The sequence below is a fragment of the Naumannella cuiyingiana genome, from assembly GCF_013408305.1.
Lineage (GTDB): Bacteria > Actinomycetota > Actinomycetes > Propionibacteriales > Propionibacteriaceae > Naumannella > Naumannella cuiyingiana.
In genome coordinates this window covers 469,166-493,447 of sequence record NZ_JACBZS010000001.1, presented here as the reverse complement: position 1 = coordinate 493,447, position 24,282 = coordinate 469,166, and the positions used below count along the sequence as shown (strand labels likewise).

Annotated in this window: 23 protein-coding genes and 1 other RNA gene; 20 read left to right on the top strand and 4 right to left on the bottom strand. The window is 71.6% G+C overall.

The window, feature by feature from the left end; all coding sequences use genetic code 11:
• Positions 1 to 25 precede the first annotated feature (25 nt).
• From prfB to GGQ54_RS02075, 9 genes are all read left to right on the top strand, one after another.
• Positions 26 to 1,138, top strand: a complete 1,113-nt coding sequence (gene prfB / locus GGQ54_RS02115) for a peptide chain release factor 2 (protein ID WP_425487390.1) — start codon at positions 26 to 28, stop codon at positions 1,136 to 1,138.
• A 25-nt stretch (positions 1,139 to 1,163) separates the two neighbouring features.
• Complete coding sequence (locus GGQ54_RS02110) at positions 1,164 to 2,195, top strand: nitroreductase family protein (protein ID WP_179443885.1); 1,032 nt, start codon at positions 1,164 to 1,166, stop codon at positions 2,193 to 2,195.
• Positions 2,192 to 3,787 carry a phenylacetate--CoA ligase family protein gene (locus GGQ54_RS02105; protein ID WP_179443884.1) on the top strand — a complete coding sequence of 532 codons (1,596 nt, stop codon included), beginning with the start codon at positions 2,192 to 2,194 and terminating at the stop codon, positions 3,785 to 3,787. Before GGQ54_RS02110 ends, GGQ54_RS02105 begins: the two co-directional genes overlap by 4 nt.
• 143 nt (positions 3,788 to 3,930) lie before the next feature.
• A complete protein-coding gene (gene ftsE, locus GGQ54_RS02100) occupies positions 3,931 to 4,617 on the top strand; it encodes a cell division ATP-binding protein FtsE (RefSeq protein ID WP_179443883.1) in 687 nt (228 codons plus the stop codon).
• 48 nt (positions 4,618 to 4,665) lie between these two features.
• On the top strand, positions 4,666 to 5,568 hold the full coding sequence (ftsX, locus tag GGQ54_RS02095) for a permease-like cell division protein FtsX (protein ID WP_179443882.1): 903 nt from the start codon (positions 4,666 to 4,668) through the stop codon (positions 5,566 to 5,568).
• A gap of 125 nt (positions 5,569 to 5,693) precedes the next feature.
• Complete coding sequence (locus tag GGQ54_RS02090) at positions 5,694 to 7,151, top strand: M23 family metallopeptidase (protein ID WP_179443881.1); 1,458 nt, start codon at positions 5,694 to 5,696, stop codon at positions 7,149 to 7,151.
• 79 nt (positions 7,152 to 7,230) lie between these two features.
• A complete protein-coding gene (smpB, locus tag GGQ54_RS02085; protein ID WP_179443880.1) occupies positions 7,231 to 7,725 on the top strand; it encodes an SsrA-binding protein SmpB in 495 nt (164 codons plus the stop codon).
• Positions 7,725 to 9,560 (top strand): DUF2207 domain-containing protein, encoded by a 1,836-nt coding sequence (locus tag GGQ54_RS02080; protein WP_179443879.1) that lies wholly within the window; start codon positions 7,725 to 7,727, stop codon positions 9,558 to 9,560. The genes smpB and GGQ54_RS02080 overlap by 1 nt, the downstream gene beginning before the upstream one ends.
• 86 nt (positions 9,561 to 9,646) lie before the next feature.
• A complete protein-coding gene (locus GGQ54_RS02075) occupies positions 9,647 to 10,240 on the top strand; it encodes a DUF1707 and DUF4870 domain-containing protein (RefSeq protein WP_179443878.1) in 594 nt (197 codons plus the stop codon).
• A 36-nt stretch (positions 10,241 to 10,276) separates the two neighbouring features.
• Here the strand turns inward: GGQ54_RS02075 and GGQ54_RS02070 are convergent, their stop codons facing one another.
• Both GGQ54_RS02070 and GGQ54_RS02065 read right to left on the bottom strand, forming a co-directional pair.
• Positions 10,277 to 10,648 (bottom strand): FKBP-type peptidyl-prolyl cis-trans isomerase, encoded by a 372-nt coding sequence (locus tag GGQ54_RS02070; protein ID WP_179443877.1) that lies wholly within the window; start codon positions 10,646 to 10,648, stop codon positions 10,277 to 10,279.
• Positions 10,649 to 10,693: 45 nt separating this feature from the next.
• Positions 10,694 to 11,341: a DedA family protein gene (locus GGQ54_RS02065; RefSeq protein ID WP_179443876.1), complete on the bottom strand. Its 648-nt coding sequence runs from the start codon at positions 11,339 to 11,341 to the stop codon at positions 10,694 to 10,696.
• Between the two features lie 179 nt (positions 11,342 to 11,520).
• Here GGQ54_RS02065 and ssrA point away from each other — a divergent pair.
• Together ssrA and GGQ54_RS02055 are read left to right on the top strand one after the other, a co-directional pair.
• Positions 11,521 to 11,889, top strand: a transfer-messenger RNA (tmRNA) gene (ssrA, locus tag GGQ54_RS02060).
• A 154-nt stretch (positions 11,890 to 12,043) separates the two neighbouring features.
• Positions 12,044 to 13,150: a LacI family DNA-binding transcriptional regulator gene (locus GGQ54_RS02055; protein ID WP_218843619.1), complete on the top strand. Its 1,107-nt coding sequence runs from the start codon at positions 12,044 to 12,046 to the stop codon at positions 13,148 to 13,150.
• On the opposite strand, the gene GGQ54_RS02050 is transcribed toward GGQ54_RS02055, so the two are convergent.
• A complete protein-coding gene (locus GGQ54_RS02050; protein WP_179443875.1) occupies positions 13,089 to 13,709 on the bottom strand; it encodes a nucleoside/nucleotide kinase family protein in 621 nt (206 codons plus the stop codon). The two genes, GGQ54_RS02055 and GGQ54_RS02050, sit on opposite strands and share 62 nt — an antisense overlap.
• A gap of 23 nt (positions 13,710 to 13,732) precedes the next feature.
• On the opposite strand from GGQ54_RS02050, the gene folP reads away from it, so the two are divergent.
• The 9 genes from folP to GGQ54_RS02005 all read left to right on the top strand — a co-directional run bounded on the left by folP (position 13,733) and on the right by GGQ54_RS02005 (position 23,866).
• The gene (gene folP / locus GGQ54_RS02045) at positions 13,733 to 14,587 is read left to right on the top strand and encodes a dihydropteroate synthase (protein WP_218843617.1); all 855 of its coding nucleotides are present in this window, start codon (positions 13,733 to 13,735) and stop codon (positions 14,585 to 14,587) included.
• Positions 14,588 to 14,651: 64 nt separating this feature from the next.
• The gene (locus tag GGQ54_RS02040) at positions 14,652 to 16,064 is read left to right on the top strand and encodes a malic enzyme-like NAD(P)-binding protein (RefSeq protein ID WP_179443874.1); all 1,413 of its coding nucleotides are present in this window, start codon (positions 14,652 to 14,654) and stop codon (positions 16,062 to 16,064) included.
• The gene (locus tag GGQ54_RS02035; protein WP_179443873.1) at positions 16,064 to 16,630 is read left to right on the top strand and encodes a YqgE/AlgH family protein; all 567 of its coding nucleotides are present in this window, start codon (positions 16,064 to 16,066) and stop codon (positions 16,628 to 16,630) included. Before GGQ54_RS02040 ends, GGQ54_RS02035 begins: the two co-directional genes overlap by 1 nt.
• A 141-nt stretch (positions 16,631 to 16,771) precedes the next feature.
• The gene (gene mtrA, locus GGQ54_RS02030) at positions 16,772 to 17,476 is read left to right on the top strand and encodes an MtrAB system response regulator MtrA (RefSeq protein WP_343045824.1); all 705 of its coding nucleotides are present in this window, start codon (positions 16,772 to 16,774) and stop codon (positions 17,474 to 17,476) included.
• Positions 17,463 to 19,097 (top strand): MtrAB system histidine kinase MtrB, encoded by a 1,635-nt coding sequence (gene mtrB / locus GGQ54_RS02025; protein ID WP_343045823.1) that lies wholly within the window; start codon positions 17,463 to 17,465, stop codon positions 19,095 to 19,097. Before mtrA ends, mtrB begins: the two co-directional genes overlap by 14 nt.
• Complete coding sequence (locus tag GGQ54_RS02020) at positions 19,094 to 20,944, top strand: LpqB family beta-propeller domain-containing protein (protein WP_179443871.1); 1,851 nt, start codon at positions 19,094 to 19,096, stop codon at positions 20,942 to 20,944. Before mtrB ends, GGQ54_RS02020 begins: the two co-directional genes overlap by 4 nt.
• A gap of 52 nt (positions 20,945 to 20,996) precedes the next feature.
• On the top strand, positions 20,997 to 21,746 hold the full coding sequence (locus GGQ54_RS02015) for a phosphoribosyltransferase family protein (protein ID WP_179443870.1): 750 nt from the start codon (positions 20,997 to 20,999) through the stop codon (positions 21,744 to 21,746).
• Between the two features lie 157 nt (positions 21,747 to 21,903).
• Positions 21,904 to 22,584: a ribosome hibernation-promoting factor, HPF/YfiA family gene (gene hpf, locus GGQ54_RS02010; protein ID WP_179443869.1), complete on the top strand. Its 681-nt coding sequence runs from the start codon at positions 21,904 to 21,906 to the stop codon at positions 22,582 to 22,584.
• 79 nt (positions 22,585 to 22,663) lie between these two features.
• The gene (locus GGQ54_RS02005; RefSeq protein WP_343045822.1) at positions 22,664 to 23,866 is read left to right on the top strand and encodes a winged helix-turn-helix domain-containing protein; all 1,203 of its coding nucleotides are present in this window, start codon (positions 22,664 to 22,666) and stop codon (positions 23,864 to 23,866) included.
• Here GGQ54_RS02005 and GGQ54_RS02000 read toward each other — a convergent pair whose 3' ends face one another.
• Positions 23,867 to 24,247 (bottom strand): cupin domain-containing protein, encoded by a 381-nt coding sequence (locus GGQ54_RS02000; RefSeq protein ID WP_179443867.1) that lies wholly within the window; start codon positions 24,245 to 24,247, stop codon positions 23,867 to 23,869.
• Positions 24,248 to 24,282: the final 35 nt, after the last annotated feature.

Below are 24,282 nucleotides of genomic sequence, written 5' to 3'. Positions count from 1 at the left end.
GCCGCGCGCGATAGCATTGCCCGTTGTGGCAGAAGACATCTCCGAGACCCTGACCGAGCTCGACAAGGCGCTGACCTCGATCGAGGCCGTCGTCGATCCCGCGGCGAAGCGGGCGGAGATCGCCGACCTCGAGGGGCAGGTCGCCGCGCCGGACCTGTGGGACGACCAGGAGAACGCCCAGCGGGTGACGTCGCGGCTCTCGCAGTTGCAGGGCGAGGTGGAGCGGGTGGCCGGACTGCGCCAGCGCCTGGACGATGCGGCCGTGCTGGTCGAGCTGGCCGGCGAGGAGGGTGATGCCGACTCGCTCGCCGAGGCCACCCGGGAGACCGCGGCGCTGCGCGCGGCGATCGAGGCGCTGGAGGTGCGTACCCTGCTGTCGGGCGAGTACGACCCGCGCGAGGCGATGGTCACCATCCGCGCGGAGGCCGGGGGAGTGGACGCTGCCGACTTCGCCTCGATGCTGATGCGGATGTACCTGCGCTGGGCGGAGCGGCACGGCTACGGCACCGAGGTCTTCGACACCTCCTATGCCGAGGAGGCGGGCATCAAGTCCGCCACCTTCCAGGTCAAGGCGCCGTTCGCGTACGGCACGCTGAGCGTCGAACAGGGCACCCACCGGCTGGTCCGGATCAGCCCGTTCGACAACCAGGGCCGCCGGCAGACCTCCTTCGCCGGCGTCGAGGTGTTGCCGGTCACCGAGGAGACCGACCACATCGACATCCCCGAGGCGGACCTGCGGGTCGACGTGTTCCGGTCCTCGGGCCCGGGCGGGCAGAGCGTGAACACCACCGATTCGGCGGTACGCCTGACGCACCTGCCGACCGGGATCGTGGTGTCGTGCCAGAACGAGAAGTCGCAGTTGCAGAACAAGGCGGCCGCGCTGCGGGTGCTCCAGGCGCGCCTGCTGGAGAAGGCGCGCCAGGACCGCGAGGCCGAGCTGAACGCGCTGAAGAGCGACGGCGGCAACTCCTGGGGCGCGCAGATGCGGTCCTATGTCCTGCAGCCCTACCAGATGGTCAAGGACCTGCGCACCGAGCACGAGGAGGGCAATCCCGACGCCGTCTTCGACGGGGCGATCGACGGGTTCATCGACGCCGGGATCCGGTGGCGCAAGCAGAGCGAGACCGTCGACGCGTGACCCCCGCCGGGCCTAGCCTCCAGGCGTGCAGTCAGCCGCCGGTGCGTGGGACGCGATCCTTGCCGATGCCCACCGCTACCCCTCGCCGCACAACTCCCAACCGATCACGCTGGCCCTGACCGGCCCGCACTCGGCGATCGCATACTACGACAAGCGGCGGGGCCTGCCCGCTGAGGACTTCGGCGTACCGTTCGGATTCGTCTGCATGGGCGTCTTCCTCGCCCATCTCGAGGTGGCCGCGGCCGGTCACGGGTACGCCGTGGAGTCCGAGCTCGAGCTGGCCGAGATGGATTTCGCCGACCCGCGCCGCCAGCATCCGTTCGCCCGGCTCCGACTGGTCCGCCGGCCCGCCGACGAGCGGGCCCGCGACGGTCTGCGGCAGTTGCGGCGGCGGCGTACCTCGCGTCGCCCCTACGACTCCACGCCGGTTCCGCCGGCGGTGATCGCCGAGGTCACCGAGCTGGCCGCGCGGCACGGCTACCGTTTCCGCACCAGCGCCGAGCGCGCGGTGGTGGACAAGATCATCGAGGTGAACGCGGAGACGCTGTTCGACGATCTTCGCCGCGATGCCGTCTACCGCGAGCTGATGGACTGGCTGCGGTTCTCCCGGCGGGAGGCGGCCGCCACCGGTGACGGACTGAGCGCGGAAACCCTGCTGATGCCCGGCCCGGCGCTGCGGCTGGCCTTCCGGAACCGCTGGTTGTGGCAGGCCCCGGTGATCGGCCCGGCGATCCGTCACCTCTATCTGCGCACCATGACCGGAGTGGCGCAGGTGGGCTGGCTCGAAGGGCCGTTCGCCACCCTGGCGGACTATGTCGGCGCCGGGCGTTGCTTCCTGGAGGTCTGGCTGGCGCTCACCGCGCACGGGATCTGGCTGCATCCCTACGGCACGGTGATCACCAACCCGACATCGCACCGCCGGTTCGCCGAGCTCGTGGGTGCTCGCGAGGACGACGGGGAGATGGCCTGGATGCTCTTCCGCCTGGGCCGCAGCGCCACCCCGCCCCGCAGCCACCGCCGCCCGGTCGCCAGCATGATCATCGAGGAGCAGTCATGACCGAACCACGCACCGAACGCGGACGGCGGCTGGCCCTGCGGGCGCTGCTCGGGGCCCAGGATCTGGCGATGAAGCAGCTCGTCCGCAACCAGGGTGTGCACACCGCGCTCTTCGCCCGCGGCCTGGCGCCGGTGCGTGCCGAGCTGGGGCGCTACCGCGCCTGGCTCGCCTATGACAACGCCGCGCGGCGGGTCCCGGCGTACCGGGAGTTCCTCGCCGAACAAGGGATCGCGCCGGGCGCGGTCGACGGCGAACCGCCGACGCTGGCCGGGGTGCCCGAGATGGACAAGGCCAGCTACATCAAGCGCTGGAGCGTGCAGGAGCGCTGTCTGGACGGCCGGCTGCCGACGCGCGGTGTGGTGGTCGACGAGTCCTCCGGCAGCACGGGTACGCCGACCAGTTGGGTGCGCGGGCCCGCCGAGCGCAATGCCGTGCGCACCCTGCTGCAGATCGGGTTCCGCGGCACCACTGCCGCGGCCGAGAAGCCGATCTTCATCCTGAATGCATTCTCGCTCGGTGCCTGGGCGACCGGGATGAACATCAGCGCCTCGCTGACCGATGTGGCGATCATCAAGTCGATCGGCCCGGACCGGGACAAGATCATCTCCACGATCCGTGAGTTCGGCACGGGCTACACCTATCTGCTGCTGAGCTATCCGCCCTTCCTCAAGGAGCTCGCCGACGACGACCGGATCGACCTGTCCGCCCACGACGTGATGGCCGGCTTCGGCGGGGAGGGGATGAGCGAGTCGATGCGTGATCACCTGCTCGGCACCTTCGGTGCCGTGGTCGGTTCCTACGGCGCCTCGGATCTGGAGATCAATCTCGGCATCGAGTCAGATTTCACGATCGCGCTGCGCCGCGCGCTGCTGGCCGATCCCGAGCTGGCGGCCGCGATCTCGCGCAGCGAGGAATACGGCGTGATGCCGATGATCTTCCAGTACAACCCCTATGACTACCTGCTGGAGACCAACCAGGCGGGCGAGCTGCTGGTCACCATCACCCGCCCGGAGAACATCAGCCCGCGGATCCGCTACAACATCCACGACCGCGGCCACGTCACGACCATCCGCGAGCTGGCGCCGGTGTTGCGGCGGCTCGGGCACGCCGCGCTGCTGGACGGCCTGCGGACCGACCTGCCGGTGCTCTTCCTCTACGGACGATCCGACCTGTCGGTCGACTTCAACGGTGCGGTGGTCACCCCCGACGAGGTGCGCGACGTGCTGAATTCCCACGACGACCTGATCGACGCGGTGCACAACCACCGATTGATCAGCTACGAAGACGCCAATGCCGATCGCCGGCTGCAGATCGCGCTGCAGTTGGAGGAGGGTCGGCGGGCCGATGAGCAGACGACGGCGGCCTGGGCGCGCGACGTCTTCGCGGCGCTGCTGGAGCGCAACGGCGACCTGCGCCAGGCGTGCCGGACCGCCGCGCCGCGGATCTGGCCGACGCTCGCGGCCTATGAGTTCCGCACCGGCCCCTTCGCCGCCGACGGCCGGAAGCTGAAGAACGAATATGTCTGGCAGTTGCCCGCCGACGCCGTCGCCGCGGCCGGCCTGGTGCCGGGGGTCGCGGTGACCGAGGTGTGAGCGGCCCGGGCGCGCCGGGCGTACCAATCCTGAGATTTCGTTGAGTCTGTGCCTAGACTGACCACGGCCGTTTCCCCTGCCGGCCCGGGCGCTGTGGCGTGCGATCGGCCGGGGTCTTCGTCTAGCCGGCCGAGGGCAACACCGTGATCCGATTCGACAACGTCACCAAGACCTATGACGGTCAGCGCCGTCCGGCGCTGCGCAATGTCTCGGTGGACATCGACAAGGGCGAGTTCGTCTTCCTGGTCGGGACCTCCGGCTCCGGCAAGTCGACGTTCCTGCGGCTGGTGCTGCGGGAGTACCAGGCGAGCTCGGGCCAGGTCTGGGTCGCCGGGCGCGAGCTCGGACAGTTGCCGCGCTGGAAGGTGCCGAAGCTGCGCCGCGAGATCGGAACGGTCTTCCAGGACTTCCGGCTGCGACCCGGCCAGACGGTCGCGGAGAACGTGGCATTCGCCCAGCGGGTGATCGGTAAGTCCACCTCCCATATCCGCAAGGTGGTGCCGGAGACGCTGGAGATGGTCGGCCTGGCGGGCAAGGCCGACCGGCTGGTGGAGGAGTTGTCGGGTGGGGAGCAGCAGCGCGTGGCGATCGCGCGGGCCTTCGTCAACCGCCCCAAGATCCTGATCGCCGACGAGCCGACCGGCAATCTCGACCCGGGGACCAGCGTCGGGATCATGAAGCTGCTCGATCGGATCAACCGCTCCGACACCACGGTGCTGATGGCCACCCACGACTCGACGATCGTCGACCAGATGCGCAAGCGGGTGATCGAACTCGACGACGGGGAGCTGATCCGCGACCAGAGCCGGGGTGTCTATGGCACCCAGTGAGTCACCGATCGTCCGCCTGACCGCCCCCCGGAACCCCCAGGACCGCTGATGCGCCACACCTTCTCCGAGACCCTGTCGGGTCTGCGCCGCAACCTCACGATGACCATCGCGGTGATCGTGACGATGTGGGTGTCGCTGACCCTGTTCGGTGCCGGCCTGCTCGCCAACCAGCAGGTCGACCTGATGAAGGACCGCTGGTACGACAAGATCGAGATCTCGGTCTTCTTGTGCAACCAGGCCTCCGTCGGGCCCAACTGCACGCAGGGCGAGAACGTGACGGATGCGCAGCGCCAGACCATCGAGCAGACCCTGCGTTCCAACTCCGAGGTGGCCGAGGTCTACTTCGAGACCAAGGAGATGGCCTACGAGGAGTTCCGGCGCGCATTCGAGGGCAGCCCGATCCAGGACACCCTGCGGCCGGAGGACATGCAGGAGTCGTTCCGGATCAAGCTGGTCAATCCCGAGGAGTACCGGGGCGTGGTCACGGCGGTCGAGGGGCTGCCGGGGGTGCAGGCGGTACGCGACCTGCACGAGGTGCTGGACCCGTTGTTCGAGTGGCTCGGGGTCCTGCAGTGGGGCGCGATCATCGCATCGGTGTTGTTGCTGGTGGCCGCCGCGCTGCAGATCGGCAACATGGTCCGGGTCGCGGCCTTCGCCCGCCGCCGCGACATCGGCATCATGCGGCTGGTCGGGGCGTCCAACCTCTACATCATGTTGCCGTTCCTGCTCGAGGCCCTGCTGGCGGCCGTGGTCGGCGCGGGTCTCGCATGCGTCACATTGGCCGCAGGGGTTTACTTCCTCATCACCGAAAAGGTTCAAGTCTTGATTCAGGCTTCACCCTGGATCGGCCCGCAACACGTGCTGTGGGCCTGTTTGGGGGTTGCACTCGTGGGACTGCTGTTGTCAATAATTCCGACGCTCATAGCAACGCGAAGGTACCTTCGCGTCTGACTCGGGTCTGACCCGATCAGCCGCGATGTCACCGAACGGATTGGGAGATGACAGTGGACCGGGAACTTCCCCCCGCGGCACACCGGACGCACAGCCGACCCCGGTTGGTTGGCGCCGATCGCCGGATGCCCCGACGTCTCGCCGCGGTGCTCGCGGCCGCGGCCCTGAGCTTCGGGCTCGCCGTGCCGACCGCGCTGGCGAATCCCGCCGAGGACGCCAAGAAGGAGGCCGACCAGCAACTGGGCAAGGCCCGCGACACCCTCGACAACAGCTCGGTGGACCTGAGCGATGCCCAGGCCGCACTGGACGACGCGCGCTCGCGGCTGAGCCAGGCCCGCGACGAGCTGGAACGCATTCAGGGTGAGTTGGCCGAGGCCCGCGAGCGGGACGAGCAGATGGCGATCCGGCTGTCGGAGGCCCAGGAGAAGCTGGAACAGGCAAAGGCCGCCGTCGCCGCCAACCAGGATCGGGTGGACCGTCAGCGCGCGCTGATCGGCGACGTGGTCCGTGACCAGTACCAGCAGCAGAACGGCCTGGTCGGGATGGCGATGGTCGTCGACAGCACCACCGCCGGCACCCTGCAGACCCGGATGCAGTGGTCCACCACGATGTTCGACACCGCCCAGGCGAAGATGGACGCCCTGTCCGAGGCCCAGCGCAAGCTGGAGGCGGCGAAGAAGAAGCAGGCCGAGGCCGAGGAGCAGGCCGAGGAGGACCGCCGGGCGGCGGCCGCGAATCTCGCCGACATGGAACAGCTCGAGGCCGATGCGCAGGCCGAGGAGTCCGCGATCGCCGATCTGGTCGCCACCAACAAGCGGGCCGAGGCCGATCTCGCGGCCCAGGTGCAGAAGGACAAGAACCGGGTCGCCGAGATGGAGGCTGAGTCGGCCGACGCGCAGCGCAAGCTGGACGAGTACGCAGCGGAGCAGAAGAGGAAGGCCGAGGCCGAGCGCAAGGAGCGCGAGGCTGCGGCAAAGAAGCGCGCCGAGGAGAAGAAGCGCGCGGAAGAGGCCGCGAAGAAGGCCGAGGCCGAGAAGAAGGCGAAGTCCGAGCGCGAGGACAAGAAGGACGACGACGAGAAGGACTCGGGCAAGAAGAAGGCCGAGCCCGCCAAGAAGTCGAAGTCGTCGAACAGCCGCAACGCAACCAAGTCCTCCCGGGCCGCGGCGGTCTCACCGATCGCGCCGGGCGACTACCGGATCTCTGCCGTCTTCGGCCAGACCGGACTGTGGGCGCGCTACCACACCGGGCTCGACTTCGGCGGCACCGGGACGGGTACGCCGATCCGGGCGGCCAAGGACGGCGTGGTGATGAGCTCGAGCGCCGGCGGCTGGGCCGGGAACCACGTGATCCTGCGGCACAGCAACGGCGAGTCCACCCTCTATGCGCACATGAGCCGCAAGAAGGCCTCGCGCGGCGAGGTGGTGAAGAAGGGTGACGTGATCGGCTACACGGGCTCGACCGGCAACGTCACCGGGCCGCACCTGCACTTCGAGTACTACCCGCGCGGCGCCACCCCGGGCAGCGTCTACTCCGCAAAGGACCCGCGCGCCTGGCTCGGCCGCAACGGCGTGCGGATCTGATCGCCAGAAGCGCCCGCCCCCGGCGATCCCCGGGGGCGGGCGCTTCGGCGTGCGCCCCCCGCCGGGCATGATGGGGACCATGCCGAGGGAACAGGGCAAGACGATGGTCGCCCAGAACAAGAAGGCGCGCCACGACTATGCGATCGGCGACACCTACGAGGCGGGACTGGTGCTCACCGGCACCGAGGTGAAGTCACTGCGGGAGGGCCGGGCATCGCTCGCCGACGCCTTCGCCACCGTCGACGACGGCGAGGTCTGGCTCCGCTCGGCGCACATCCCCGAGTACTCCCACGGCACCTGGACCAACCACACGGCCCGGCGTACCCGCAAGCTGCTGCTGAACCGCAAGGAGATCGCCCGGCTCGAGCGCGCGCTCGGCTCCTCGGGCACGACGCTGGTGCCGCTGTCGCTGTATTTCAGCGACGGGTACGCCAAGATCGAACTCGCTGTCGCAACCGGCAAGCGCGAGTTCGACAAGCGGCAGACGATCGCCAGGCGCGATGCCGACCGAGAGGCGCAGCGGGCCCTGGCCCAACGCAACAAGCGTGCCGTGACCGGGCGGGGGAGGCGCTGATGCGGATGCTGGCCCGCCGTGTTGCAGCCGTGGCGGCGATCGCGATGCTGGCGCTGCTCGGGCTGACCCCCGGCATCGCCCGCGCGGCCGACGGCGACGTGATCAACGCCTACACGATCGACTACGTGGTCAACGACTCCGGGGTGGTGTCGGTGACGGCCACCATCGACTACCAGTTCGGCCCGGGCGAGCGCCGGGGCATCTTCTACAACATCACCACGCGCGAGCCCGACCCCGACCGGCCCGGCCAGGACATGGTCTTCCCGATCAAGAACGTCCGGGTGGAGAGTCCCACCGGCGCGCCCACCCAGACCTCGGAGGAGGACTTCGGCAGCGGCCGGGACCGGACCAAGCAGATCCGGATCGGCGACCCGAACCGCACGGTCGACAGATCCGAGACCTACATCATCTCCTACGAGGTCGAGGGCGCGATCCGGCCGCAGGACACCTTCGACGAGTTCTACTGGGACGCCATCGCGCCGGATCCGGATGCACCGCCGATCCGCGACCTGACGATCAGTGCGCGGGTGCCGGGCGGGGCCCGCGACGCCAGTTGTTTCATCGGCGCGGCCGGCTCGAAGCAGACCTGCCCGGCGCAGGTCGACGGCGACGACATCGCCCGCTTCGACGTCGGGGAGGTGCCGGGCGGCGACGGGATCACCATCGGCGTGATGATCGGCCAGGGCCTGGTTGCGGACAATCAGCCGCACTGGGAGCCCGACGGCAGCCAACTGACCCCGAGCCAGCTCACCGGGCTCGGCGCGATCGGGGCGGCCTTCGCCGTCGTGGCCGTCGGCTCGCCGCTGATCGGTCGCGCCTGGTGGCGCCGCAACGGGCGCGACGAGCGGTTCGTCGGGCTGCCTCCGGGCACCGTGCCCACCGGCGGCGCCGCGGCCGCCGTCGCCCCGACAGATCCGAAGATCCAGATCCCGGTCGCCTTCGCCCCGCCCAAGATCCCGGTCGGCGAGGGCGGTTATGTCATCGACGGCAAGATCACCGGCGAGGAGACCGCGGCCACGCTGGTCGACCTGGCGGTGCGTGGGGCGGTGCGCATCCGGGCTGCCGGCCCCCGCGAGTACGACGTCGAGTTGGTCGATCCGGCGAAGATGGCCACCCCCGAGGACCGCGCCTTCCTGCCCGCGCTGTTCCCCGGTCTGCGGGTGGGCGATGTCATCGACCTGGGCCGCACCGCCGCCCTGCATCGGCCGAGCCAGGCGCTGGATTCGGTGATCACCAGTGAGGTACACCGACACGGCTGGTTCAAGACCCCGCCGCGCGCGGGCGGGCTGGCCGGGATCGCGGTGTTGATCTTCGCGGTGGTCGCGGCCGTGATCTTCCTCGGGCCGATCGGCTTCCTCGCCGTCGTGGTGCTGGCACCGCCGTTGATCACCGTGATGGTGATCAACCACAAGCTCGGCCGCGGCGTACGGACCGCCGCGGGTCGCGCGGTTACCGATCAGGTCGAGGGTTTCCGGACCTATCTGGCAACGGCGGAGGCCCGCCAGCTCAGGTTCGAGGAGGGTCAGGACATCTTCTCCCGCTACCTGCCCTGGGCCATCGTGTTCAACCTTGCCGATCGCTGGCAGGGGGTGTGCGAGGAGGCCATGAAGCTCGGCGTGATCCCGCAGTACACGCCCACCTGGTATGTCGGCTCGCCCGGCTGGGGCTACTTCAACGCCGGCCTGCTGGCGGGCTCCATGCAGAGCGCGAGCGCGCCCCCGCCGCCACCCCCGAGCACCTCCTCGGGCAGCGGCTTCGGCAGCGGCGGCTCCTCGTTCGGCGGCGGGGGATTCTCCGGCGGCGGTGGCGGCGGTGCGAGCGTCGGAAGCTGGTGAGCAAGCCCAGGGTCTGACCCGATTGAGGGTCGAATAGGGGCACAGCCCGATGGGTCGGTCGCCTCGGCGGAGGCAGGATGGTCGGCATGGGTGCGATGAACGAGTACGCCGGACAGAACCAGCGCGTGGGCCATCTGGAGCGGGAACGGGCGGAGCAGTATCTGTCGGAGGCCTATGCGCAGGGCCGGATCGACGAGGACGAGTTCGAACGGCGGATCGACCGGACGCTGAATGCCCGGACCCGCGGCGACCTGAACGCCGCCTTCGCCGATCTGGTGCCCGTCACCGCGCAGTACTTCGGGCCGCACCCGGCGTACCGCCCGACCCCACCGCGCGACAGCGTCGAACTGCCCGGTGCGAAGGGCGCCGCCGGTATCGCCCACCTGCTGCCGTTCGTCAGTTGGATCATCGGCCCGGCGTTCGTGTACGCCGTGTCCTCGCCCGGCAGCTATGCCCGACGCGAGGCGGCGAAGTCGTTCAACTGGACGCTGTTCTCATCGGCCCTGTTCTTCGCCCTCGGGATGCTCGGCATCTGGTTCGTGCCCGATGTTCTGCTCGCCCTGGCCTGGTTCGCCTGGGTCGCGCTGACCGTCATCGGCGCCGTGAAGGCATTCGCGGGGGAGAACTGGACCAATCCGCTGCTGCGGGTCATCCCGTGGAAGCCGCTCACCGAGAAGTGAGCCGCGCGCGGCCCGGTGGGCGGTCGCCGCTGATGCTCAGCCCACGCCCCGCAGGTCGCAGACGAAGATCAGGGTCTCGCCCGGCTTGATCACCCCGCCCGCGCCGGCGTCGCCGTAGGCGAGCTGGGGCGGGATCACCAGTCGGCGGCGGCCGCCGACCCGCATCCCCTCCAGGCCGCGGTCCCAGCCCGTGATGACCTGTCCCGCGCCGAGCGCGAAACGCAGCGGCTGGCCGCGGTTGTAGCTGGCATCGAACTCCTCGCCGGAGCTGTACGCCACGCCCACGTAGTCCACCTCGACCATGTCACCCGGCTTGGCCTGCTCGCCCTCGCCGACGATCAGATCGGTGATCTCCAACTCGGCGGGCGGGGGACCTTCGGGAAAGTCGACTTCCGGCTTCTCGCTCATGGCCTCGACCCTAGCGGGTCGGCCTCGCCCCGCGGGGCGGTCGGCTCAGAACTCCTGGTCGCGCGCCTGTGCCTCCGTGGCGGCGCGGTGCCCGTGGCGGGCGCGGATCCGGCGTACCACCCAGATCACGACGGCCGCGGCGACCAGCACGATCACGATCTTCTGGAAGATCGAGGCGTACTGCTCGACGACCGCCCAGTTCGCGCCCAGGTAGTAGCCGGCGATCACGAAGACCGAGTTCCAGATCGCCGACCCCGCGAGAGTGAGCAGGCCGAACAGGACGGGCGGCATCCGGGTGATGCCGGCCGGAATGGAGATCAGGCTGCGAAAGATCGGGATCATCCGCCCGAAGAACACGGCCTTCGGGCCGTGCCGGTGGAACCAGGCCTCGGTCTTGTCCAGATCGGCCACATCGACCAGCGGCAGCTTGGCCGCCAGCCAGCGCATCCGGTCACGGCCGACGGCCGCCCCGACGGCGTACAGCAGGTACGCCCCGACGACGGAGCCCGCGGTGGTCCAGACGATCGCCTCGAGCACGCTGAAGCTGCCCCGGGCGGCGGCGAAGCCGGCGAGCGGCAGGATCGCCTCGCTGGGGATGGGCGGGAAGAGGTTCTCCAGTGCCACCGCGAGGCCGGCGCCCATCGGCCCGATGGTGTCCATCAGGCCGACGAGCCAGTCCACGATCTGATTCATGCGCACTGTCTACCAAGGATTTGCCGTGGGACCATCGCCCCGTGGGGTCGGCCCGGCAATCGTGGGTGACGCCACGGTCCCAGCGGGACTAGACTGGGCCGTTCCGGTGTTGCACCGGATGGACGATCGGTGGGAGTTCTCGCCTCGCGCGAGATCTCGTCGGTCGTGACAACTCAACAGGGGGTGATCGGTTTCGACTCGGGGCGGTAGTCCCAGGAGAAGCGGGCCGAGGATCCAGGGTCAACTCGTTGATGCTCCCTGGAAACCAACAAGTGCCGATTCCAAGCGCACTGACTTCGCTCTCGCTGCCTGAGCAGTGATCGAAGGGTCAGACCGGGGTTAGCCTTCGCTCCGGACCCTGGCCTCATCAAGAAGGCTTGCTGATCAGCCTGCGTCGCAGGGGCTGATCGGGACTTCACTGCGACTGGGCCTGTCGGTGACGTGCTGGCGCGAGCACCGGGGCCAAGAAAACGCTGACACCAGCTGCGCCCGGAGAAGTCCTGGTTCACCCTTCGAGGACGCGGGTTCGATTCCCGCCACCTCCACCTCTCCCGGTTGGGAGCTCAGCGGCGGTTCGCCGGGATTCGTCCCGGCGGGCCGCCGTTACGTGTGCGCGGGATTCGCAGGTTCTGTGGACGGACCTGCCGCGCCCATTTGCCCCGTCCCGACCCGGTAGCGGCCCGGGTGGGCCACACTGGACCGATGGCCCGACAGATTTCGATGCGACGGGTCGCCGAACGGGCCGGCGTCTCGGTGAGCACCGTCTCCCATGTCGTCAACGGCACCCGCGTGGTGGCGCCCGGGACGGTGGACCGGGTCCGCCGCGCAATGGCCGAGCTCGGCTACGTGGCGCCGGCGGAGGGCTCGCTACGGGCCGGCGATGCGCAGAGCATCGGGGTGGCGATGACCGCGGTCTCCAGCGAGTACTGGGCCGCGCTCGTCGACGCCATCGACCGCGAGGCGGGCCGACACGGATACAACCTGTTGATCGTCGACACTCGCGACGACGCCGAGCACGAGGCGCGGATGGTCGCGAACCTGCTGGCGCACCGGATCGCCGGGCTGGTGCTGGCCCCGTCCCCGGGTTGGACCGCGCACTCGCTGCCCGTGCTGCGCGCCCACGACACCCCGCTGGTGCTGGTCGACCGGCTGCAGCCCGCGCCCTACGACCAGGTCGGGGTGGAGAACCTGGAAGGCAGCCAGGGACTGGTGGGCCACCTGATCACCCACGACCACCGCCGGATCGGGCTGATCACGGGACTGGACGGGCTGACCACCACCGACGAGCGGGTGGCGGGCTACCGGGCGGCGCACGAGCGGTTCGGCGTACCGGTCGACGAGGCCCTGCTGGTCGGCGGCCAGTCGAGCACCACCGGTGGTCGGGCGGCCGCGGCCGCCCTGCTCGACCTGCCCGAGCCGCCGACCGCGATCTTCGCCGCCAACAACGCGATGCTGGTCGGCCTGCTCGACACCTTGTGGGAGCGTCGCCTGTCCGTGCCCGGCGACATGGCCGTGGTCGGCTTCGACGACTTCACCTGGGCCGACTTCATGCGGCCCGCGCTGACCACGGTCGCCCAGCCCTCGACGGCCATCGGCGCCAAGGCGATCCAGCTTCTGCTGGCGCGGCTGGCCGATCCCGAGCGGCGCGCGACGACGGTCCGGCTGCCCGGTCAGATCCGGCACCGGGAGAGCTGCGGCTGCTCGGGACGGCCCCATCCGGGGGCCGGCGACGAAGACCCGGCGGAGGTCAGCCGAGCCGGACGACCACGCTCGTCCGCGGCCGAGTCGCGGCGACCACCTCGGCGTTGACCAGGTCCGGGCCGAGGGTACGCCGCAGCGCCGCGTCGGCGGACCGGCCGTAGGCCCGGTGCCGCGCCGTCAGTCGGTCCCGGCGTACCTCCTCGGCAAGATCGAGGTACCAGATCTCGTGACACAGCTCCGCCACCCGGTGCCACGGCGGCTCGGCCGCCAGCAGGTAGTTCCCCTCGGTGATCACCAACGCGCAGTCCGGGGCCACCTCGACCGCCGACCCGATCGGCTCCTCGATCTCGCGGCGGAACTCCGGCGCCCAGACCGGGTCGGGCCCCCCGGCCCGCAGGCGTTCCAGCAGCGCGACATAGCCCGCCGCGTCGAAGGTGTCGATGGCGCCCTTGCGCTCGGTGCGGCCCAGCCGGGCCAGCGCCGAACCCGCCAGGTGGAACCCGTCCATCCCGACCACCACCGCGCCCGGCACGCCGGCCGCCAGTTGGGCGGCCAGCGTCGACTTGCCGGCCCCCGGCGGCCCGGTCAGGCCGAGCACGATCCGATCGCCGGCCGAGCCCAGCCGCCGCGCGCGGTCGAGCGCGCCGGCGGAGTCGAGTTCGATCATGGCGAAACCCTAGACTCGGCGCCGTGCCACCCGCCCCCGATCCCACGCCGTCCGGGCCGCAGGTGATGGCGATCGTCAACCGCACCCCGGACTCGTTCCACGACCGCGGCGCGACCTTCGCCCTGGACGCGGCGGTCGCGGCCGCCGAGGCGGCGATTGCCGCCGGCGCCGGTTGGGTCGACATCGGCGGGGTGCCGTTCTCGCCGGATGCCGCGCCCGTCGGGACCGCCGAGGAGATCGATCGGGTACGCCCGGTGGTGCGTGCGCTTGCCGGCCGGCCCGGGGTGATCGTCAGCGTCGACACCACCCGGCCCGAGGTCGCCGCGGCGGTGCTCGCGGCGGGGGCGCAGGTGATCAACGACACCTCCGGGCTGGCCGATCCGGAGCTGGCGCCCGTGATCGCCGAGGCGGGCGCCGGGGTGATCCTGACCCACTGCCTCGCCCCGCCGCGTACCCACCTGTCCGCGCCGCCACGCTACGGCGACATCGTCGCCGAGGTGACCGCATTCCTCGCCGAGCGGGTCGCCCGCGCCGCCGCCGGTGGCATCGACCCCGCCGCGATGGTGATCGACCCGGGCCCGGACCTGAACAAGACCACCGTGCAGACCCTGGAGCTGCTGCGCGGCGTCGACGCGCTGAACGCCGTCGGGCCGCCCTGGCTCGCCGCGGTGTCCAACAAGGACTTCGTCGGCGAGACCCTGGACCGCCCGCGCGCGCAGCGGCTGGCGGGCAGCCTGGCCGCGACCCTGTGGTGCCTGGATCGCGGGGCCGCGCTGGTCCGTGCCCACGACGTCGCGGCGACCGTCGACGCCGTGCGGATGTGGCGCTCGCTGCGCGGGGAGCGAGCCCCGGCGTACCAGCGGCACAACCTCGCCTGACCGGGCGGCCCGGGCCACGACTTCGTCGTGCATCCGGGCCCGCGCGCCGTGAGAGGATCGCGGGGTGACCGATGCAGCAACCAGACCCGCACCCTCCATCGCCTACTCGATCACGGCCCGGCTGCATGCCCCGGCGGGCGGGGCAGCGATCAGCCAGCTCACCCACGCCGTCGAGCAGGCCGGCGGCACCGTGACGGCCCTCGACGTCTCCGGCTCCGGCGGTGAGCGCCTGCAGATCGACGTGACGATGGGTGCGGCCTCGACCGAGCACGCCGACGAGCTGGTCGCGGCCCTGCGCGCGCTGCCCGATGTCGAGGTCGGCAAGGTCTCCGACCGCACCTTCCTGATGCACCTCGGCGGCAAGATCGAGATGCGCTCCAAGCACCCGATCCGCAACCGCGACGACCTGAGCCTCGTCTACACCCCCGGCGTCGCCCGGGTCTCCCGCGCGATCGCGGAGAATCCCGCCGACGCGCGCCGGCTGACGATCAAGCGCAACTCGGTCGCCGTCGTCACCGACGGGACCGCCGTGCTCGGCCTCGGCGACATCGGGCCCGAGGCGGCGATGCCGGTGATGGAGGGCAAGGCGGCGCTGTTTCGCCGGTTCGCCGAGATCGATGCCTGGCCGATCGCCCTCGACACCACCGATGCAGAGGAGATCATCTCGACGGTCCGCAACATCGCGCCCGGCTTCGCCGGAATCAATCTGGAGGACATCTCCGCCCCGCGCTGCTTCGAGATCGAGGCCCGGCTGCGCGAACAGCTCGACATCCCGGTCTTCCACGACGACCAGCACGGCACCGCGATCGTCGTGCTGGCGGCGCTGTTCAACGCGCTGCGGGTGGTCGACAAGAACCTCGCCGATGTGCGCATCGTGATGTCGGGCGCCGGTGCCGCCGGGACCGCGATCCTCAAGCTGTTGCTGATCGCCGGCGCCCGCGACGTGGTGGTCGCCGACATCGACGGGGTGATCCATCGCGGCCGCGCCGGGATGGACGAGTCGCTGACCTGGATCGCCGAGCACACCAACGCTGCCGGCCTGACCGGCAGCCTGCGCGGCGCGCTGGCCGGCGCCGATGTCTTCATCGGGGTGTCGGCGCCGGGCATCCTGGGCGCCGACGACATCGCCACCATGAACGAGCGGGCGGTCGTCTTCGCGCTGGCCAACCCCGAGCCGGAGATCGACCCGGTGGTGGCGGCCCGGCATGCGGAGGTGGTCGCCACCGGGCGCAGCGACTTCGCGAACCAGATCAACAACGTGCTCGCCTTCCCGGGCGTGTTCCGCGGGCTGCTGGACGCCCAGTCCCACGAGATCACCGCGGACCTGCTGTTGGCGGCCGCGCGCGCGTTGGCCGAAGTGGTCACCGACGACGAGCTGAACGCCGCCTACATCATGCCCAGCGTGTTCCACGCCGCGGTGCACACCGAGGTCGCGGCGGCCGTGCGCGAGGCGGCCGAGGGGGCCATCGCCGGCTGATGGGCGATCGCGCGCTGCCCGGCCCGGGCGATTTGTTGGTCTCCTCGGTGCTCGACACCGAGGGGTGGTTCGCCCACACCGTCATCCTGATGCTCGACGTCGACGCCGGTGGCGCGCTCGGTGTGGTGCTGAACCGGGTCTCCGATGTCCCGCTGGCCGCGGTCCTGCCGGCCTGGGTGGAGCAGGTCAGCGAGCCGCGGGTGATGTTCGCCGGTGGCCCGGTCTCACCCGACGGCGCGATCTGTCTGGCCACCCCGTACCAGCCCGACGAGGACCCGCCCGGCTGGCGGCGGGTGGCCGGCCGGGTCGGGCTGCTGCACCTCGACACGCCGGTCGAACTGGTCGCCGGGGCGTATGCGGATCTGCGGATCTTCGCCGGGTACGCCGGCTGGGAGCCGGGGCAGTTGGAGGGTGAGCTGGCCGCCGGGGCCTGGCACATCGCGCGCAGCAAGTACGCCGATGTCTTCTGCACCGAGCCCGAGGAACTGTGGCGCCGCGTGCTGCGCCGCCAGGAGCTCGACGTCGCCATCTATGCGACCTGGCCGGAGGAGCCGGAGCAGAACTGATCGTTGCTGCCGGGTTCGTGCGGACCCGCCGCATAGGATTGCTCCGATCGGGACGCGGATCGGCCCGGTGGCGAGATCACGGGAGCGATCACGGGCAGGCTCACGGGCAGGCTCACGGAACAAGGTGTGAAGGAGTAACGGGTGAGCGATCACGGCAGGGGCCAGCAGCACCGCATCCTGGTCGTCGACGACGATGCCTCGCTCGCCGAGATGTTGCAGATCGTGCTGCGCCAGGAGGGGTTCCAGACCACCTGGACCCCCGACGGCGATGCCGCGATCGACGCCTTCCGCGAGGCCGCGCCCGATCTGGTGCTGCTCGACCTGATGCTGCCCGGGCGCGACGGTGTCTCCATCTGCCGCGAGCTGCGCGCGACCTCCGGCGTACCGATCGTGATGCTGACCGCGAAGTCGGACACGGTCGACGTGGTCGCCGGGCTCGAGGCCGGCGCCGACGACTACGTGGTGAAGCCGTTCAAGGCCAAGGAGCTTGTCGCCCGGGTGCGGACCAGGCTGCGCCGGGCGCCCGCCGATGCCGACGAGAGCCAGTTGCGGATCGGCGACCTGACGATCAGCGTGGCCGCCCACACCGTGAAGCGCGGCGACACCGAGATCTCGCTGACCCCGCTCGAGTTCGACCTGCTGCTCGCTCTCGCCAGGCGGCCGAGGCAGGTGTTCAGCCGCGAGACCCTGCTGGAACAGGTCTGGGGCTACCGGCACGCGGCCGACACCCGCCTGGTGAATGTCCACGTGCAGCGGTTGCGGTCCAAGATCGAGGAGGACCCGGAGCGGCCGAGGATCGTGGTCACCGTCCGCGGCATCGGCTACAAGGCCGGTGAACCCGTCTAGCCGGGCCGCCCAACTGGCGCGGCTGCCCGCCCGTTGGTGGTGGGGATCGCTACCGCTGCGGGTGATCGCGACGACGCTGCTCGCCTCGGCGATCGTGATCACCCTCGGCGGGCTGTTGTTGATGCAGCAGGCGACCGAGGGCGTGCTGTCGGGCAAGAAGCAGTCGGCGCTGGCCGAGGCCTCGCTGGCCTACGACACCGCCCAGCGCCAGCTCGCCGCCTCCGATCTCGACGACCGCGGCATCTCGCTGCTGTTGTTGCAGCTCACCACCGACGTCGGCAACCGCGGCAATCTCGGCAGCCGCTACCAGGTCCTGGTCGAGGGGCCGGTCTCCAACTTCGTCTCCGGGCAGGCCAGCCCGGACAGCGTGCCCGACAGCCTGCGCCGCGAGGTCGATGCCCGCGACGGGCTGTGGCTCACCCCGACCACGATCCGCTACCGCGACGCCACGCCGGACGAGCCCGGGCTGGCGATCGGCGCCGCGCTGGTCGCGCCCGGGGCGGGGCGCTACCCGATGTACTTCTTGTTCCCGCTCGCCCAGGAGCGGGAGACGATCGAGGTGTTGCGGCAGGCGGTGATCACGACCGGCGTGATGCTGATCGGACTGTTGGCCCTGATCGCGGCGCTGGTCGCGCGGCAGGTGGTCGCTCCGGTACGCGAGGCGCGCAAGGCCGCGGAGCGGCTGGCCTCGGGCTTCCTGGACGACCGGATGACCGTGCGCGGCACCGACGACCTGGCCAGCCTCGCCACCTCGATGAACAACATGGCCTCCGAGCTCAGCAAGCAGATCAGTCAGTTGGAGGAGTTGTCGCGGATCCAACAGCAGTTCGTCTCCGATGTCTCCCACGAGTTGCGCACCCCGCTGACCACGGTGCGGATGGCCGCGGAACTGCTGCACGAGGCGCGCGAGGACTTCGACCCCACCTCGCGCCGCGCCGCCGAGCTGTTGGCCAAGGAACTGGACCGGTTCGAGGAGATGTTGTCGGATCTGTTGGAGATCTCCCGGTTCGACGCCGGCGCGGCCGAGCTGAGCGTCACCGAGGTCGACATGGTCGAGGTGGTGGAGCGCGAGATCGCCGCACAGCGGGCCTTCGCGCAGCGCAGCGGGATCGACGTGCGGCTGCACGCCGGCGGCCCGATCGTCGCCGAGGTGGACGAGCGCCGGGTGCGTCGCGTGCTGCGCAACCTGATCACCAATGCCCTCGAGCACGGCGAGGGGCGACCCGTGGACATCCGGGTCGCGGGCGATGCCGATGCCGTGGCGATCACCGTCCGCGATCACGGCGTCGGCTTCGAGGCGGGCCAGGTGAAGAAGGTCTTCCACCGGTTCTGGCGCGCCGACCCCGCCCGCAACCGCACGATCGGCGGATCGGGCCTCGGGCTGGCCATCTCGATGGAGGACGCCCGGCTGCACGGCGGCTGGCTCAATGCCTGGGGCCGACCCGGAAAGGGCGCCCAGTTCCGGCTGACCCTGCCGCGGGCGCGGGGCCGGATCCTGCAGCTCTCACCGTTGCCGCTGGTGCCGACCGATCTGCTCCGGCCGGCCGAGCGCCTGGCCCTGACCACCGGCCGCGCCGATGCGCCGGCCGGCGCGGCGCCGACCGGCCCGGTGGCGCCATGAGCGGGCGGTGGGCCACGAGACGGCGAGCCCCGCGACTGCTGGCGGCCCTCGCGGCGGCGCTGGCGCTGCTCGTCACCGGATGCGCGTCGATGCCGACCTCCGGGCCGGTCGAGTTCGGCGGCCGGGGCGGGCAGGTCGCCGACGCCGAGGTCGACATCGCGCCGGAGCCGCCGCGGACCGGCGCCGAGCCGCGCGACATCGTCGACGGCTTCCTGCAGGCGATGGCGAACTACCAGCCGGGCTATGCGACCGCCCGGGAGTATCTGACGCCGCAGGCGCGGCAGTCCTGGCAGCCCGAGGCGGGGATCGTGGTCTATGCCGACGGCAGCCAGGTCAACGCGACCTCGGACTCGGCCGTGCTGACGGCGCCGGTACAGGCCCGGATCGATTCCGACGGCGCCTACGTCCCGGGCCGGCTGCTCGACCCCGAGGATCCCCTCGGCGACCTGCCCGACCGGCTCGTGCGGCGCAGCGACTCCGATCCGCAGGTACGCATCGACTTCGGCCTGGAGCGAGACGCCGCGGGTCAGTGGCGGATCGGCAATCCGCCACCCGGCAGGCTGATCCAGGCGTACCTGTTCCAGCAGTTCTTCACCCGCGCCTCCGCCTACTATCTCGACGGCGACCTGCGGATGCTGGTGCCGGACCCCGTCTACGTGCCGCGCGGCTCGCAGAGCCCACTGGCGCGGCTGCAGATCCTGTTCCGCGGGCCGACCCGCTGGCTGGAGCCGGCCGTCCGCACGGCGATCCCGGCGGGCACGGAGCTGAGCACCCAGTCGGCCTTCGTCGATGCGGAGGGCGTGGTCGATGTCTCCCTGCGCGGTCCCGGACTGGCGGGGTTGCCCGACGAGCAACGCGGCCGGATGCGCGACCAGATCGTTGCCACGCTCGCCCAGGTTCCGGCCGTCACGGCGGTGCGGCTGTCGCTGGAGGGCGCGCCCTATCCGGTGCCCGGGGCGCCGGACGGCCTGATCGGGGTCGGGCCCCGGCCCGGCCTGGATCCGATCCCGGCCGAGCTCGGCGAGCAGTTGTTCGGCTCCACCGGGCGTCAGGTGGTGACGGTGGACGACCAGCAGGGCGCGGGCGCGCTGTCCCCGGTCGCCGGGCCCTGGGGCCGCGACGCCTCGGGTGTGCAGACCCTGTCGCCCTCGCTCACCGGCGACCGCGTGGCGGGCATCACCCGCGACGGGACCGAGCTGTGGGAGGCGCCGGTCGCCGACGGCGGCGAGGCCCGGCGGGTGCTGACCGGCCGGCGCCTGCTGCGTCCGCAGTATGTCGGGGGCGGCCGCGACGAACTGTGGGCCCTCGACGCCGCGGACTCGACCGCGCGCGTGGTCACCGCGACCGGCATCACCGACGTGCCGGTCGACCTGTCGGGCGGAGCGCTGCGGGCGTTCCGGATCTCGCCGGACGGTACGCGGATCGCCGCCGTCGCCGAACGGGACGGCCGTGCCGAGCTGGGCCTGCTGCGCGTCCGCCGCGAGGCCGAGCCGCGGATCGACGGCTGGCGCGCCCTGCCGCTGTCGGCACGGGCGGGCCGGCCCGCGCCCGACGTCGCCGCCAGCGATGTCGCCCCCATCGATGTCGCCTGGGTCTCCGACGAGGAGCTGATGGTGCTGACCGCAGGGGAGGGCGCCAACCGCCCGTGGCGGGTGGCCTCCGACGCCTCCGAGGCGACCCAGCTCGGCGCCCCCGACGGCTGGGCAGCCGAGACGATCACCGCGCTCCCGCGGCACCGCACCCCGCGGGTCGTCGTGCTCGGCCCGGCCGGGGCCTGGCGCTACGACGACAGCGCGAGCTGGTCGCGGCTCGGCGACGAGCTGACCGCGGTGAGCTTCGCCGGCTGAGTTCTCCACAGGGCCCTCGCGCCGCGCCGGGCCCCACGGTTTGGATGGGCCGGTGCACCTCGCAACCGCTCGCCGCGCGGCCGCCGGGCTCGTCGTGGCGGCCGCCGACGTGCTGGTCGGTGCGGCCTGCGCGGGCTGTCGCCGGCCCGGGATCGGGCTGTGCCCCGACTGCCGGCGCGAGCTCGCCGGTCCGCCCGTGCCGGCGGCGCCGCGACCGGCCCCGACCGGTTTCCCGCGCTGCTATGTCGCAGGCAGCTATGCCGGCGTGACCCGGGCGGCCCTCACCGCCTACAAGGAGCGCGGCGCGCTCACCCTCGCGGGGCCGCTGGCCGGCCGGCTCGCGGCAGCCGTCGCCGCCCTGCTGTGCGAGGCGGGAGCGGCCCACTGTCTGCTGGTGCCGGTGCCGAGCAGCCCGGCGGCGATCCGTCGCCGCGGTCTCGACACGGTCGCCACGCTCGCCGGCCGGGCGGCCGCCGATCTGCGCCGCTGCGGTGTGGCGGCGCGGGCCCGCCCGGCGCTGCGCCAGACCCGGCGGGTCGCCGACCAGGCCGGTCTCGGCACGGCGGCGCGTGCCGCCAACCTCGCCGGGGCGTTCCGGGCGGGCGCGCGGCCGCGCGAGCCGCGGCCGGTGATCGTCGTCGACGACATCGTGACCACCGGCGCGTCGCTGACGGAGGCGGCACGTTGCCTCGCCGCCGCCGGCTGGCCGGTGCTGGGCGCCGCCTGCGTCGCGGCGACCCGCCGTCGATCCGCGGCCCGGGGCCCGGACCGGCCCGGGGAACCAGTGAGATCGCTGGCATGAGACGGGGCGGGCCACTAGCGTTGTTGCATGGAGCCGCGCTGCACCCCGAGACGATCCGGGGCGCAGCGCGGCGTCGTTCGTGTGGCGCCCGGTTCCGCGGCGCCGCGCTCGATGTCGGGTGCCGCCGCTGCCGTGGCGTACCCGTGAGGAGGTTGCGATGGATGTTGTGGTGACGGGCCGGCACTGCCAGGTGCCGGAGGAGTTCCGCGAGCACGTGAGCGAACGCGTCGGGTTGATCGAGAAGCTGCGCGACCGGGTGATCCGGGTCGAGGTACTGGTCTCGGCGGGCGGGCACACCAAACAGCCCGACCAGGGCAGCCGGGTCGAGATCACGCTGATCGGCAAGGGCCCCGTGGTCCGCGCCGAGGCCAGCGCGCAGGACAAGACGGCGGCCTTCGAGCAGGCGTTGGACAAGCTGCGTTCCCAGCTCCGCAAGGCCCACGACCGGCGCCGGGTGAGCCGCGGCCGCCGCGCGCCCCGATCCGTCGCCGAGGCCACCGCCGAACTCGCCGAACTGCCCGTCCCGATGGACGGCGACCGGCCGGACGATCAGCCCGACAAGCACACCGTCGCGGGCATCGAGGTGACCGGCGGCGGACCGCTGGTGGTCCGGGAGAAGACCTTCGCCGGCGCGCCGATGACCCTGGAGCAGGCCCTGGACCAGATGGAGCTGCTCGGACACGACTTCTACCTGTTCGTCGACGCGGTCTCGGGCCTGCCGAGCGTCGTCTACCGCCGCCGCTACTTCGACTACGGCGTGATCCACATCGACACGGCCGCCGACGCGGATCCCACTGCGACCAACCCATCGACGCCGCAGCGAGCCGCCTCCGCCTGACCCGGCGCGGTTGTCGGGGCGGGGCGCTAGTTTGGCGCCCATGCCAACGGCCCCGTCCCCGCCATCGGATCGGCCGGCGGTGCGCCTGCGTCTGTCGCAGGCCAGGCGCATCGCCCTGGCCGCGCAGGGCTTCGGCGCGGCCCGGCCCGCGCGCCCGGTCGGCATGCGCGATGTGCAGCGCGAGATCACCCGCCTGGGCCAGTTCCAGATCGATTCGATCAATGTGGTCACCCGGGCCCACTTCATGCCGCTGTTCTCGCGGCTCGGGCCCTACGACCCGGCGCTGCTGGAGCGGGCCGCGCACCGCCCGCCGCGGCGGCTGTTCGAGTACTGGGGCCATGCCGCCTCGCTGATCGACGTCACGCTGCAGCCCGCGCTGCGCTGGCGGATGGCGCGCGCCGCGGACGAGGCGTGGGGCTCCATGATCAGGATCCGCGAGCAGCACCCCGGTCTGGTGGAACGGATCCGGGCCGACGTGCTCGACTCGGCGCGACCGATCACGGCCCGCCAGATCGAGCACGACGAGGTCCGGGTGCGTGATCACTGGGGCTGGAACTGGTCCAGCGTGAAGACGGCGTGCGAGTGGCTGTTCTGGGCCGGCGAGATCACCTCCGCTCGGCGCAATACCCAGTTCGAGCGGGCCTATGCCGCGCCGGAGCGGGTCTTGCCGAGTTCGATCATCGAGGCGCCGACACCCGGGAGAGAGGAGGCGATCCGTGAGTTGGTCCGCCGCTCGGCCCGCGCGCTGGGCATCGGTACGCTGGCCTGCCTCGCCGACTACTTCCGGGTGAGCACCGCCGATGCCGCGACAGCGGTCGCCGAGCTGGAGGCCGGCGGAGAGCTCGTCCCCGCGCGGGTGGAGGGTTGGGACCGGCCGCTGTGGCTGTGGCACGACGCCCGCCGGCCACGCAGGATCCTCGCCCGGGCGCTGGTCAGCCCCTTCGACTCGTTGATCTTCGAGCGGCGTCGGCTGCGCGAGCTGTTCGGGATCGACTACACGATCGAGATCTACGTGCCCGAGGCCAAGCGGCGCTACGGCTACTACGTCTACCCGTTCCTGCTCGGGGAGACCTTCGCCGCCCGCGTCGACCTGAAGGCCGACCGCGCCGCGGGGCTGCTGCGCGTCCGGGCCGCCTGGCTGGAGCCGGGCCACGACCCGGGATGCGTCGCGCCGGAGCTGGCCGCCGAGTTGTCGATCATGGCCGGTTGGCTCGGGCTGTCCGGCGTCGCCGTCGAGCCGCGCGGCGATCTTGCCGGGGCCCTTGCCGTCGCGACCGGTTGATCAGCGCGCCGTCGTCGGGCGGATCCCGTCGGGGAGGTCGGTGGCATCCCCGGTGTTCAGCGTGCCGGCCGGTTCGATCATCACGACATCGGCGCCCTCGGCCGAGCGGGTCCGGTGCTCGATGCCCGCCGGAACCGTCGCGATCGCGCCCGGCCCGAGGGTGATCGTGCGCTCGGCACCGTCCTCGCGCAGGTCGATCAGCAGTTCGCCTCCCGATACCCAGAACAGCTCGTCGGTGTCGGCATGGGCGTGCCAGACGAAGTCGCCCTGCACCCGGACCGCCTTGATGTCGTAGTCGTTGATGCTGGCGGCCAGGACGGGGGAGAAGGGGCGCTCGATGGCGGAGAAGATCTCGTCGAGGGAACGGGGTTGGATGCTCATGCCGCCATCCTCGCCCTGGCCGGGCCGCGCCGCGA